Origin of the sequence: Variovorax paradoxus (genome assembly GCA_016806145.1) — a bacterium.
GTDB lineage: Bacteria > Pseudomonadota > Gammaproteobacteria > Burkholderiales > Burkholderiaceae_C > Variovorax.
In genome coordinates, this window is sequence record CP063166.1 from 3370202 (window position 1) to 3382454 (window position 12253).

The 12253-nt window shown below is 70.5% G+C and carries 12 protein-coding genes; 5 read left to right on the top strand and 7 right to left on the bottom strand.

What is annotated here, in order from left to right; genetic code table 11:
* Positions 1-8 precede the first annotated feature (8 nt).
* The 4 genes from INQ48_15860 to mltG all read right to left on the bottom strand — a co-directional run bounded on the left by INQ48_15860 (position 9) and on the right by mltG (position 3113).
* Entirely contained in the window at positions 9-332 is a 324-nt protein-coding gene (locus INQ48_15860; protein QRF60752.1) for a PilZ domain-containing protein, read from the bottom strand.
* Between the two features lie 89 nt (positions 333-421).
* Positions 422-1435, bottom strand: coding sequence for a DNA polymerase III subunit delta' (locus INQ48_15865; protein ID QRF54918.1), 1014 nt, complete (start codon positions 1433-1435; stop codon positions 422-424).
* The gene (locus tag INQ48_15870; protein QRF54919.1) at positions 1432-2094 is read right to left on the bottom strand and encodes a dTMP kinase; all 663 of its coding nucleotides are present in this window, start codon (positions 2092-2094) and stop codon (positions 1432-1434) included. The genes INQ48_15865 and INQ48_15870 overlap by 4 nt, the downstream gene beginning before the upstream one ends.
* Positions 2091-3113 carry an endolytic transglycosylase MltG gene (gene mltG / locus INQ48_15875; GenBank protein QRF54920.1) on the bottom strand — a complete coding sequence of 341 codons (1023 nt, stop codon included), beginning with the start codon at positions 3111-3113 and terminating at the stop codon, positions 2091-2093. The genes INQ48_15870 and mltG overlap by 4 nt, the downstream gene beginning before the upstream one ends.
* 156 nt (positions 3114-3269) lie before the next feature.
* On the opposite strand from mltG, the gene INQ48_15880 reads away from it, so the two are divergent.
* Both INQ48_15880 and INQ48_15885 read left to right on the top strand, forming a co-directional pair.
* Positions 3270-4202 (top strand): folate-binding protein YgfZ, encoded by a 933-nt coding sequence (locus tag INQ48_15880; GenBank protein QRF54921.1) that lies wholly within the window; start codon positions 3270-3272, stop codon positions 4200-4202.
* 214 nt (positions 4203-4416) lie between these two features.
* Positions 4417-5319, top strand: a complete 903-nt coding sequence (locus tag INQ48_15885) for a hypothetical protein (GenBank protein ID QRF54922.1) — start codon at positions 4417-4419, stop codon at positions 5317-5319.
* Between the two features lie 7 nt (positions 5320-5326).
* On the opposite strand, the gene INQ48_15890 is transcribed toward INQ48_15885, so the two are convergent.
* From INQ48_15890 to INQ48_15900, 3 genes are read right to left on the bottom strand one after another with little or no spacing between them, the layout of a single operon-like run.
* A complete protein-coding gene (locus INQ48_15890; GenBank protein QRF54923.1) occupies positions 5327-6187 on the bottom strand; it encodes a YbgC/FadM family acyl-CoA thioesterase in 861 nt (286 codons plus the stop codon).
* A 35-nt stretch (positions 6188-6222) separates the two neighbouring features.
* Positions 6223-7137 carry an alpha/beta hydrolase gene (locus tag INQ48_15895; GenBank protein QRF60753.1) on the bottom strand — a complete coding sequence of 305 codons (915 nt, stop codon included), beginning with the start codon at positions 7135-7137 and terminating at the stop codon, positions 6223-6225.
* Positions 7138-7189: 52 nt separating this feature from the next.
* Positions 7190-8071 (bottom strand): fumarylacetoacetate hydrolase, encoded by an 882-nt coding sequence (locus INQ48_15900; GenBank protein QRF54924.1) that lies wholly within the window; start codon positions 8069-8071, stop codon positions 7190-7192.
* 82 nt (positions 8072-8153) lie between these two features.
* Between INQ48_15900 and INQ48_15905 the strand changes: the two genes are divergently transcribed.
* From INQ48_15905 to INQ48_15915, 3 genes are all read left to right on the top strand, one after another.
* Entirely contained in the window at positions 8154-9290 is a 1137-nt protein-coding gene (locus INQ48_15905) for an iron-containing alcohol dehydrogenase (protein ID QRF54925.1), read from the top strand.
* Positions 9291-9456: 166 nt separating this feature from the next.
* A complete protein-coding gene (tssI, locus tag INQ48_15910) occupies positions 9457-11802 on the top strand; it encodes a type VI secretion system tip protein VgrG (GenBank protein QRF54926.1) in 2346 nt (781 codons plus the stop codon).
* 12 nt (positions 11803-11814) lie between these two features.
* Positions 11815-12252: a hypothetical protein gene (locus tag INQ48_15915; GenBank protein ID QRF54927.1), complete on the top strand. Its 438-nt coding sequence runs from the start codon at positions 11815-11817 to the stop codon at positions 12250-12252.
* Position 12253 lies beyond the last annotated feature (1 nt).

The following is a 12253-nucleotide window of genomic DNA, read 5'->3' on the forward strand; positions in this document are numbered from 1 at the left end:
CCCTGAGGTCAGATCGTCTGCGTCGGCCGGTCGGAAGCCATCGAGCCGCCCAGCGCGGCTTCGATGCGGGCCTTGAGCTGGCGCGATTTCTCGTCGGACGGGAAACGGATGCCCACGCCGGGCGCCCGGCTGCCGGCCGCGCGTGCCGGCGTGATCCACGCGACCTTGCCGGCCACCGGGTAGCGTTGCGGGTCCTCGGGCAGGGTCAGCAGCACGTAGACGTCGTCGCCGAGCCGGTATTCGCGCGAGGTCGGAATGAAGATGCCGCCCTCGGAGAACAGCGGGATATAGGCCGCATAGAGCGCGCCCTTCTCCTTGATCGCGAGCTGGATGACGCTCGGCCGGTGCGGCGTGGCGCCCCCCGCGGCGTTGGCGGCGGCAGAGGCTGCTGCGGAGTTGGCGGACGGGGCTGCGGGTTGGTTCATGGGCGGCGAGCGGCTGAGTTGAGGGTGCTGCGCGCTTCGCTCACGAGCGCTTCCAGCATGAGTCCTGCATTGAACGGATGTTCCGCGGTCCGGGCCGACGCGGCCAGCGATTTCGACCAGCGCGCCAGCGCGAGCCGCGACGGCGCGGCCGGCAGGTCGCCGGGTTCGAAGAAGCGCGGCGCGGCGCCGTTGCCGACGGCCATCAGGTCGTGGCAGAGCTTCTGCAGCGCGCCGACCGCCTGGGCCGGCGCCTGGTCGGCCAGCGCACCGACGTCGCCGCGCAGCACGGCCTTGGGCAGCAGCGCCCAGGCCTTGGGCGACTGGCCGGTGCGCGCGAGCCGCAAGGCGTCGCTCGGGCGTCCACCGGCCGCGCGCAGCAGGGCGGCGGCATCGGCGGCGGGAACGTCCTGCGCCGCGAGCCAGGCCTCGGCCTGCTGGGTGTCGGGCCAAGGCAAGGTGAAGCCGAGGCAGCGGCTGCGGATGGTCGGCAGCAGTTGCCAGGCGGCCTCGCTCGCGAGCACGAAACGCACGTCGCCCACCGGCTCCTCGAGCGTCTTGAGCAGCGCATTGGCGGTGATGGTGTTCATGCGCTCGGCCGGATAGACCAGCACCACCTTGCCGCGGCCGCGCGCGCTGGTGCGCTGCGCGAAACCGACCGCGTCGCGCATCGCCTCGACGCGGATCTCGCGGCTGGCCTTGCGCTTCTTGTCGTCGATGTCGGCCTGGGCCTTCTCGTCGAGCGGCCAGCCCAGGTCCAGCATCGCGACCTCGGGCATCAGCACGCAGAGGTCGGCATGGGTGCGGACCTCGATGGCGTGGCAGCTCGGGCAATGGCCGCAGGCGGCGCCCTCCTCCGTCGGCTGCTCGCACAGCCAGGCCGAGGCCAGCGCGAGCGCCAGGTCGTACTGGCCCAGGCCCGAGGGCCCCTGCAGCAGCCAGGCGTGGCCGCGCTGGCGCAGCAACTCGACCAGCGGCTGGCGCAGCCAGGGCGACAGTTCCGCCGCGCTCATGCGCGCCCTCCCCCGGCCAGGCCGCGCGCCACCAGCGCCGCCTCGACCTGTTGCCAGACCTGGTCGCGGCTCTGGCTCGCATCGATGCGCACGAAGCGCGCCGCATCGGCGGCCGCGCGCTCGGCATAGCCCTGCGCGACCTTGCGGAAGAACTCGACCGGCTGGGCCTCGAACTTGTCGGGCACGCGCGCGCCGGCCAGGCGCTGGGCCGCGATCTCGGGCGCGAGGTCGAACCACAAGGTGATGTGCGGCTGCAGCAGGGTCGCCTCCGACTGCCCGCCGCGCCCGGCCTGCGCCCAGCGCTCGAGCGTGGACAGCACCTCGGCGTCGAAGCCGCGGCCGCCGCCCTGGTAGGCGAAGGTGGCGTCGGTGAAGCGGTCGCACAGCACCACGTCGCCGCGCGCCAGTGCCGGCTCGATCACCTGCACGATGTGGTCGCGCCGCGCGGCGAACACCAGCAGCGATTCGGTCAGCGGGTCCATCGGCTGTTCGAGGATCAGCGTGCGCAGCGTTTCGGCCAGCGGCGTGCCGCCCGGTTCTCGCGTGCGCGTGACCGCGCGACCCTGGCCCTCGAAGAGCGCCTGCAAGGCATCGAGGTGGCTGGACTTGCCGGCGCCGTCGATGCCCTCGAGCGTGAGAAAGAGTCCGCCAGCGTTCATTGGGCTGCCTTGGTCGCGGGGGGGCCGCCGCCGCGCTGGTAGCGGTTGACGGCACGGTTGTGGTCGTCGAGCGAGCTGCTGAACTGGCTGGTGCCGTCGCCGCGCGAGACGAAATACAGCGACTTGCTCTGCGCGGGCTGCACGGCCGCCAGCAGCGCGGCCTTGCCGGGCATCGAGATCGGCGTGGGCGGCAGGCCGTTGCGCATGTAGGTGTTCCAGGGCGAGTCGGTCTGCAGGTCCTTCTTGCGCAGGTTGCCGTCGAAGGCGGTGCCCATGCCGTAGATCACGGTCGGGTCGGTCTGCAGCGGCATGCCGATGCGCAGCCGGTTGTTGAAGACGGCGGCGATCTCGGCCCGGTCGGCCGCCTTGCCGGTTTCCTTCTCGACGATGCTCGCGAGGATCAGCGCCTGCTCGGCCGATTGCAGCGGCAGGTTGCTCGCGCGCGCGGCCCAGGCGGCCTCGAGCTTCTTGTCCATGGCGCGCATCGCGCGCTGCAGCAGCGCGACGTCGGTCGAGCCCTTCGAATAGGTGTAGGTGTCGGGGAAGAAGCGCCCTTCGGGGTGCTGGCCGGGCCGGCCGAGCTTTTCCATCAGTGCCTCGTCGCTCAGGCCCACGCTGTCGGGCTTGAGCTGTTCGGCCTTGGCGAGCGCCGCGCGCACCTGGCGGATGTTCCAGCCCTCCACCAGCACCAGGCTGCGCGTGGCTTCCTCGCCGCGCACCAGGATGTTGAGCAGCAGCTTGGGCGTCACGCCGCGGTCGAGCTCGTAGCTGCCGGCGCGCATCTGCCGGTCCTGGCCCGAGATGCGGAACCACAGGTAGAGCAGCTGCGGGTCGACCGCCACGCCGGCGTCGGCCACGGCCTGGGCGATGCCGCGCGGCGTGGTGCCGGGCTCGACCGACAGATCGACGTTGGGCGCCGGCAGCTTGAGCGGCTGGTGCACCCACCAGAGTCCGCCGGCACCGGCGGCCAGCGCGGCCAGGGCAGCGAGCAGGAAGAGCGTGAGGATGAAGCGGCGCACGGATCCGATGGAAGAGCGGAGGAAGGAAGCGATGAAAGGGGCTGAGCGGGGCGAACGCGAAAAGAGAGGCGGCCCGACAAGGCGGTGGCCCTGCAAGAAGAAAGGCTGCCGTCGCCGCGGTCCTGACGAATCAGGCCCGGCCATGATAATTCAGCGATGACCACAGTCGTTCTCAATGGCGTTGCGCCCCTCGCCCATCTGGGCGTGATCCGTGCCGAGGGCCCCGATGCCGCGGCCTTCCTGCATGGCCAGCTGACCCAGGATTTCTCCCTGCTCGGCGCCTCCGAGGCCCGCCTGGCGGCGCTGTGCACCGCCAAGGGCCGCGTGATCGCGAGCTTCATCGGCATCCGCCCGCAGCCCGATCTCGTGCTGCTGGTCTGCAGCCGTGACATCCTGGCCGCCACGCTCAAGCGGCTGTCGATGTACGTGCTGCGCGCCAAGGCCAAGCTCAGCGACGCGAGCGAGCAGTTCGCGCTGTTCGGCCTCGCGGGCACCGCGCTCGCGGCCAACGGCCTCGACGCCTCGGCCGCGCCCGGCCAGCGCCGCGCGATCGAAGGCATCGAGGGCGGCAGCGCCATCTCGCTCTACCCGGCCGACGGCGTGCCGCGCGCGCTCTGGCTGGCGCCGGCAGGCAGCGCCGCGCCGCAGGGTGCCGCGCTCGACGCGGCGCTGTGGTCGTGGAGCGAGGTGCGCAGCGGCATCGTCACGCTGACCACGCCGGTGGTCGAGGCCTTCGTGCCGCAGATGATCAATTACGAGTCGGTGGGCGGCGTCAACTTCAAGAAGGGCTGCTACCCCGGCCAGGAAGTGGTGGCGCGCAGCCAGTTCCGCGGCACGCTCAAGCGCCGCACCTACCTCGTGAAGGCCGACGGCGAAGTCGCGGCCGGCCAGGAAGTCTTTGCCGCCAGCGATGCCGAACAGCCCGTGGGCACGGTCGCGCAGGCCGCGCCCGCGCCCGACGGCGGCTGGGCCGCGCTGATCTCGATGCAGATCGCCGCGCTCGAGGCCGGCGGCCTGCATGCGGCCTCGGCCAGCGGCCCGGCGCTCCAGGTGGAACCTTTGCCTTATCCGCTGCTCGAAGATATCTGAGTCTCCGAACAGCACCGGGCGCCGACCACCGGCACCGCGCTGCAGCTTGAAGCCCAATCAGTGAGGCGTTTTGGGCTTCCACCGCCCGTCGTTCGGGCGCAAGGCGCTATCTTTCAGATAGCGCCTTTTTTTGTGCGTCTTTCTTGACCCCGTTGCCGCCGGTGCGCCGTAGAAGCCTGCACCGACCACTTCCGGCAAGGAAAGAGAGACCTCCATGAACCGCAGATTCTTCTCCACCGCCCTCGCGCTGGCCGCGCTCTCGGCCTGCACCCAGACCCCGGCGCGCCCCTACCTGCCGCCCTCGCCCGTGGACCGCCTCGGCGGCCTGATGGAAGTCAGCGTGGTCGACCGCGCCACCGGCCGCGAGTTGCCGATCTACCGCGCCAACGGCGAGTACTGGGTGGCCGGGCGTCCCGGCGCTCGCTATGCGCTGCGGCTGCGCAACCGCATGGGCGAACGGCTGATGACCGTGATGTCGGTCGACGGCGTCAACGTGCTGACCGGCGAAACCGCGGGCGTGCAGCAGAACGGCTACGTGCTCACGGGCGGCGAGCGTGCCGACATCGTGGGCTGGCGCAAGAGCGATTCGCAGATCGCGGCCTTCGAGTTCACCGCCAACGGCAACTCGTATGCGAGCCGCACCGGTCGGCCCGACGAGGTCGGCGTGATCGGCGTCGCGGTGTTCCGCGAGCGCGTGGCACCGCCGCCCCCACCGCCCGTGCCGATGCCGTATCCGCGCCGCGACGGCTACAGCCGCGAGGAGTCGGCGCCGCGCAGCGAATTCGAGGCCCGCAACAAGTCGATGGCGCCCGCGCCCTCGGCCGACAGCGCGGCTCCGTCGGAATCCGCCGTTGCGCAATCGCGCAGCCAGCCCGCGCCCAGCCTCGGCACCGGCCATGGCCGCCGCGAGACCTCGTACGTCGGCCACACCACCTTCGAGCGCCTGCGTTCCTCGCCCGACGAGACGGTGCGCATCCGCTACGACAGCCGCGAGAACCTGGTCGCCGCGGGCGTGATCCCGGCCAACCCGGCGCCGCGCTGGCCGCGTCCCGCGGGGCCCACGCCGTTCCCCGAATCCGAGGCGGGCTACGTGCCCGATCCGCCGCCGCGTTACTGAGAGGCGCTCAGCGCAGCGCGCGCCGCATCTCGATGTGCGGGATGTCGGCCTCGACGAAGGGCTCGCCGTGCGCCGCATAGCCGAGCCGTTCGTAGAAGCGCTCGGCGCTGCGCTGCGCATGGAGCGCGATCTCCGCATCGCCGCGCGCCCGGGCCGCGGCCTCGAGCGCCTGCACCACCGCCACGCCGTGGCCGCCGCTGCGCAGCGCACGATGCACCGCGATGCGGCCGATCATCGAGCGGCCGTCCTGCGCCGGCAGCAGCCGGCCGGTGGCGATCGCCTGGCCGAGCCGGTTGCGCACCACCACGTGCGGCACGGCCGCGTCGTGTTCGTCCCACTCCATCGCCTCGGGCACCTTCTGTTCCTCGATGAAGACCGCGCGCCGCAGCGCCGCGGCGCCCTCGCCGAGCGTGGCCCAGTCGCCGGTGTCGATCGCACGCATCGTCTCGCCGGCCTCGAAGCCCTCGAGGATCGCGCGCAGCGAGGCCGGCACCGGCTTCGAGGTCTGCGTGGCCGGGTCGGCGAACACATAGACCAGCTCGCAGCCGACCAGGAATTCGCCCTGGCGGAACAGCCCGCCCTCGAAGGTCATCGACGAGGTGCCGATGCGCGCGCAGCGCATGCCCACGTCGATCACGTCGTCCATGCGCGCCGAGGCGCGGAAATCGATGGTCGCCTTGCGCACGTAGAGATCGCCGCCCAGCGAATGCATCGCCTCCTCGTAGGGCAGCGCGAGCGCGCGCCAGTAGTCGGCGATGGCGGTGTCGAAGTACATCAGGTAGTGCGCGTTGAAGACGATCTTCTGCATGTCGACTTCGGCCCAGCGCACGCGCAGGCGATGGAAGAAACGGAAATCACTGCGTTGCATTCTTGTTGTCTCCAGGAGAAATGAAATCGGGGCCGTCAGGGCTGCAGCGCTTCGCGCAGCGCCTTCGCCGCATCGTCCTGCGCCTGCAGCGCCTCGGGCACCGCGCGGCCCATCTTGAGGAACTCGTGGATCACGCCGCGGTAGATCTCGAGGTCGACCGGCACGCCCGCGGCGCGCAGCTTGTCGGCATAGGCGATGCCCTCGTCGACCACCGGGTCGCACTCGGCCAGCGCGATCCAGGCCGGTGCCACGTCGTCCACGTCGTCGGCGATCAGCGGCGCGAAGCGCCAGTCGTCGCGGTCGGCCGGGCTGCGCACGTACTGGCCGAAGAAGTAGTCGATCAGCGCCTTGGTCAAGAGCGGGCCCTGCGCATAGCGGCGGTGCGACTCGGTGTCCTGGTGGCCGGTCATGCCGGGGTAGATCAGCAGCTGCAGCGACAGCGGCAGGCCCGCGTCGCGCGCCAGGATCGCGCAGACCGCGGCCAGCGTGCCGCCCGCGCTGTCGCCGCCGACCGCGAGCCGCGCGGGATCGAGGCCCAGGCTCGCACCCTCGCGCGCGACGAACGAGAAGGCATCCCACGCATCGTCGGAAGCGGTCGGGAACTTGTGCGCGGGCGCGAGCCGGTAGTCGACCGACACCACGGCGCAGCCGCTCTTCCTGCTGAGCACGCGGCACAGCGTGTCGTGCGTGCGGATGTTGCCGACCGTGAAGCCGCCGCCGTGGAAGTACACGAGCACCGGCAGCACCTCGGCCGAGGGCGCGTAGAGCCGCGCGGGAATCGCATGGCCGTCGCGCGCGGCGATCTCGAAGTCCTCGATGCGCGCGAGCTCGGGCTTGGGCACCTCCAGCACGCCCGCGCCGCGTTCGTACGAGGCCTTGGCCTCCTCGGGCGTGAGCTGGTCGAGCGAAGGGTGGCCGGCGCGCGCCATGCGCTCGACCACGCTGGCCATCTTGGCGGTCAGCGGATGGGGAAGTCGTTGTGCGGAGGGATTCGTCGTCATGTCACTTGAAGGAAACGACCACGGGCTGGGCGCGCGCCAGGCCTTCGTAGGTCACGAGCACCGTCTGCCCCGCCTTGGGCGGCAGCAGCGGCGAGAAGGAACCGAGGCTGATGAGGTCGCCGGGCTTCATGGCGATGCCTTCCCTGGCGAGGGCGCCGGCCAGCCACACCACGGCATTGAGCGGATGCTCGAGGATGTCCGAGCCCTTGCCGCGCGCGAGTTCGTTGCCGGCGCCGTCCTTCATCACCACCGTCATGTCGCGCAGGCTCTGCAGCAGCGCGGCCTGGCCCGCGCCGTCGGCGGGCACCTCGATCGCCACGCCCCTGACGCCCAGGCGTGCCGCCACGTTGATGGCCGCGAGGCCCGGGCCGCCGAGCTTGGGCGGGGTCTGCACCGCGAGGTCGGGCAGCTCGATGAAGGGGATCACCTGGTCGATCGCGGCGAGCACCTCGGCCGGGGTCTTCGCGGCATTGATGTCGGCGCTCTTCACGCGCACCAGCATGTCGGCCTCGAACAGCGGCCGCGCGCCGAAGGCGGCATCGACCACCGCGCCGGTGTCGAGCACCATGTCGCGGTAGAGCACGCCCCACACCGGCTGGTCGTAGTTGAAGCGCTTCTGCACCGCTGGATTGGTGAGCCCGGCCTTGTAGCCGACCACCGGGCCGAGCTTGCGCGCATGCAGCGCATTGAGCTTCGCGCGCGTGCAGGAGGCGTCGGTCTCGCCCACGTTCTCGAGGTCGGCCGCGGGCCGGTGGGCCTCGAGCGCGGCCGCGAAATCGGCGACCTGCTGGTCGCTGAGGCAGGCGGCCAGCGCCGGTGCGGCGGACAGCACGGCGATCGCTGTGCCGAGCGCGACAGCGGCAAGGGTTTTCTTCGTGTGCAAGGTGCCTCCCTCCTGATAGTTTCGGTAGATTCGATGGTCCGCCATCGTACTGCCCGCAAGCTCCGGAACCCCTCCCCCACCCATGGCCCTCATCCAATACCTGACCCAGATCCAGTTCGAATTCGGCGCGGTGAAGCTGCTGTCGAGCGAGTGCGCGCGCATCGGCATCCACCGCCCGCTGATCGTGACCGACGCCGGCGTGCGCGCGGCCGGCATCCTGCAGAAGGCGATCGACGCCATCGCCGACCTCGAGGTCACGATCTTCGACCAGACCCCGTCCAACCCGACCGAGGCCGCCGTGCGCGCGGCCGTCGAGCTCTACCGCGGCGGCCGCTGCGACGGCCTGATCGCCGTGGGCGGCGGCTCGGCCATCGACTGCGCCAAGGGCGTGGCGATCGCGGCCACGCACGAAGGCCCGCTCAAGACCTACGCCACCATCGAGGGCGGCTCGCCGAAGATCACCGACCGTGCGGTGCCGCTGATCGCGGTGCCCACCACCAGCGGCACCGGCAGCGAGGTCGCGCGCGGCGCGATCGTGATCGTCGACGACCACCGCAAGCTCGGCTTCCACAGCTGGTTCCTGATGCCCAAGGCCGCGATCTGCGACCCCGAACTCACGCTCGGCCTGCCGCCGCGCCTGACCGCCGCCACCGGCATGGACGCGATCGCGCACTGCATGGAGACCTTCATGTCGGCCGCCTTCAACCCGCCGGCCGACGGCATCGGCCTCGACGGCCTCGAGCGCGCCTGGGGCCACATCGAACGCGCCACCAAGGACGGCAGCGACCGCGAGGCACGCCTGAACCTCATGAGCGCCTCGATGCAGGGCGCGATGGCGTTCCAGAAGGGCCTGGGCTGCGTGCACTCGCTGAGCCACAGCCTCGGCGGCGTCGATCCGCGCCTGCACCACGGCACGCTCAACGCGCTGTTCCTGCCCGCGGTGATCCACTTCAACGCCGGTGCCGAGTCGGTGCAGAAGGAGCAGCGGCTGCAGCGCATGGCGCAGGCCATGCACCTCGATTCGGCCGGCGACCTCGGCGATGCGATCCGCGACATGAGCGCGCGCCTCGGCCTGCCCAAGGGCCTGGCCGAAGTGGGCGTGACGCCCGCGTTGTTCGAGCAGATCATCGACGGCGCGATGGCCGACCACTGCCACAAGACCAACCCGCGGCTGGCCACGCGCGACGACTACCGCGCGATGCTCGAAGCCTCGATGTGAGGCCCGGCCGGGGCGAGCGCCCCGGCCTTATAAGCAGTTCGTCTTAAGCGCGCGGCCTTTTCGCGCCGCATGCGCCATCGCGTCATGTCGATGACATGAGGGCTTCCTAGACTGGCCTCGACGACCCGCACCCGCCGGGTCCTTCGAGAACAGGGAACACCTTCGAATGACGCGAACCATCCGGGTCCACACCGCACTGAGCGCCGAGCAACTGAAGTTTCGCGCGATGCGGGGACAGGAAGGCCTCTCCCGGCTCTTCGAGTTCGAGGTCGACATGGTCAGCACCAGCTTCAACCTCGACCTGAAGACACTGCTGGGCACCTCGCTGAGCATCGAGGTCTCGGACGACGCCGGCCCGCGCTTCCTCAACGGCACCGTGGTGCGCTTCGAGCTGCTGGGCCGCGCCAACGAGACCGGCCGCCACTACGTCTACCGCGCGCTGGTGCAGCCCTGGCTCTGGTACCTCACGCGCACCACCGACAGCCGCATCTTCCAGAACAGGAGCGTGCCCGAGGTGCTCGACGAGGTGCTCGGCAAGTACGGCTTCGAGTACGAGAAGCGACTGACCGGCAGCTACCGCAGCTGGGAGAACTGCGTGCAGTACCAGGAGAGCGACTTCGCCTTCGCGAGCCGGCTCATGGAGCACGAGGGCATCTCCTACCACTTCGAGCACAGCAACGGCTCGCACCTGCTGGTGCTGGCCGACGACGCCGGCGCCTACCGGCCGCTGCCCGGCTACGCCAGCATTCCCTACCGGCCGCGCGACCGCGTGGTCGACGCGCTCGAGCCCTGCATCGACCGCTGGCGCGTGGCCGAGCAGATCACCTCGGGCCGCGTGATGCTCGACGACTTCGATTTCCGCAAGTCGCGCGCCTCGCTGCAGAGCGTGCAGCAGGACCCCAAGGGCCACGAGCACGCCTCGTACGAGGTCTACGAATGGCTGGGCGGCTACAGCGAGCACCAGCAGGGCGACACCTATGCGCGCATCCGGCTGCAGGAGCTGCAGTGCGCGCACGAACTGGCCGCGGGCCACACCAACGTGGCGGGCATGGCGCCGGGCTACCTGTTCTCGCTCACCCTTTGCCCGCGCGAGGCCGACAACCGCGAGTACCTGGTCACCGAGACCCGCTACGACCTGCAGGAGCCCGAGTACTCGAGCGGCGGCAGCGCCGAATCGGTGTGCGAGTTCGACTTCAGCGTGCTGCCCTCCTCCGTGGTCCACCGGCCCGCGCGCAAGACGCCGCGCCCGCGCACCAACGGCCCGCAGACCGCCACCGTGGTCGGCCCGCAGGAGATCTGGACCGACCGCTTCGGGCGCGTGAAGCTGCAGTTCCGCTGGGACCGCTACGGCCAGGCCGACGAGAACAGCTCCTGCTGGGTGCGCGTGTCGAGCAGCTGGGCCGGCGCGAACTTCGGCACCATGCACATGCCGCGCGTGGGCCAGGAGGTCATCGTCGACTTCATCGGCGGCGAGCCCGACCGGCCGATCATCACCGGCCGCGTCTACAACAGCGACCAGATGCCGCCGTGGGAGCTGCCGGCCAACGCCACGGCCAGCGGCATCCTCACGCGCTCGAGCGAAGGCGGCGCGGCCAACCAGGCGAACATGCTGCGCTTCGAGGACCGCACCGGCGCCGAGCAGATCCTGCTGCATGCCGAGCGCAACCTCGACGTGGAGGTCGAGGCCGACGAGACCCACACCACCGACGGCACCCGCACCACGCTGATCAAGGGCCACGAGTCGGCCACCTACAAGGACGGCGAGACGCGCGACATCACCGCGGGCGCGCAGGAGACCATCACCGGCGGCGACACGCGCGACGTGACCGGCGGCTTCAACGAGACCATCAGCGGCGGCGTCAACCAGCGCATCACGGGCGGCAAGAACCGCAACCTGGCCGGCGGCCTGAACGACACCATCACCGGCGGCGTCAACCTCGCGATCACCGGCGGCTTCCACGGCACCATCGACGGCCAGGAGATCCGCTTCGTGAGCGGCGGGCGCAACGACACCATCAACACCGGCAACAACACGACGGTCAACGGCCCCTCGACCACCATCGTGACCGGCCCGACGGTGCACACCTCGCCGGACGTGACCTTCAACACCACGAACCACATCCACAACACGACGCAGCACGTCATCAACACCAACGTCTACAACACGACCTCGACCACCTACAACAACACCACCAACAACTACACCAACAACTCCACCGTCTACAACAACAACTACGCCTCGAGCGGCGACTGGCGGCTCGCGCGCGTGGGTGGCGTGGGCTTCCGGCTGAGCCTGGTGGGGATGTCGCTCGACGTGTGGGGCGCGCGGCTGCAGTACTACGCGGCGCTCAATGCGCAGCTCGCGACAGTCAAGATCGACGTGGCCATCTTCTCGCTGAAGAACGCGCCGCTGAAGATCAGCACCACCGGCCTGAAGATCGCCAACAAGGGCATGCTGATCGCGACCGGCGGCCTGGCGGCGAAGTTCAAGGTGCTGACCCTGGTGGCCTGACGAAGCGAACGAATGGAAATCCTGCTGTGGATCGTCTTCGCGGTGCTGATGGGCTCGATGCTGCTGGTGGCGGCGTCGGTCGTGATCGTGGCCACGCGCGAGAACCGCGTCTATTCGGCCGAGGCCAGGACCTGGGAGCGGCTGGCGCTGACCGGCATTCCCGCGCAGGCCGTGGTGGAGTCGCTCAAGCGTTCCGAAAATGAACTCTCGCGCGGCGGCTCGCAGGGCCAGACCGTGTATGCCGTCGAGCTCTCGCTGCGCGTGATCGGCGCCGACGCCGTCGTCGAGGAGCGTCCCGCCATCGTGCGCACGCTGATCGACGAAGGACTGCTGCCGCAGTTCGCGGTGCCCGGCAAGCCGGTGCACCTGCTGCGCGATCCGAACGACGCCTCCATCTTCGCCATCGACCGCGCGCGCACGCCGCTCGAGATTCCGCGCGCTTCGCACTGAG

Bases quoted from the DNA above. Each gene is read 5' to 3' on its own strand.
- tssI (QRF54926.1), top strand. From the start codon at position 9,457: ATGACGCGAACCATCCGGGTCCACACCGCACTGAGCGCCGAGCAACTG.
- INQ48_15880 (QRF54921.1), top strand. From the start codon at position 3,270: ATGACCACAGTCGTTCTCAATGGCGTTGCGCCCCTCGCCCATCTGGGC.
- INQ48_15885 (QRF54922.1), top strand. From the start codon at position 4,417: ATGAACCGCAGATTCTTCTCCACCGCCCTCGCGCTGGCCGCGCTCTCG.
- INQ48_15890 (QRF54923.1), bottom strand. From the start codon at position 6,187: ATGCAACGCAGTGATTTCCGTTTCTTCCATCGCCTGCGCGTGCGCTGG.
- INQ48_15915 (QRF54927.1), top strand. From the start codon at position 11,815: ATGGAAATCCTGCTGTGGATCGTCTTCGCGGTGCTGATGGGCTCGATG.
- INQ48_15905 (QRF54925.1), top strand. From the start codon at position 8,154: ATGGCCCTCATCCAATACCTGACCCAGATCCAGTTCGAATTCGGCGCG.
- INQ48_15865 (QRF54918.1), bottom strand. From the start codon at position 1,435: ATGAGCGCGGCGGAACTGTCGCCCTGGCTGCGCCAGCCGCTGGTCGAG.
- INQ48_15870 (QRF54919.1), bottom strand. From the start codon at position 2,094: ATGAACGCTGGCGGACTCTTTCTCACGCTCGAGGGCATCGACGGCGCC.
- INQ48_15895 (QRF60753.1), bottom strand. From the start codon at position 7,137: ATGGCCAGCGTGGTCGAGCGCATGGCGCGCGCCGGCCACCCTTCGCTC.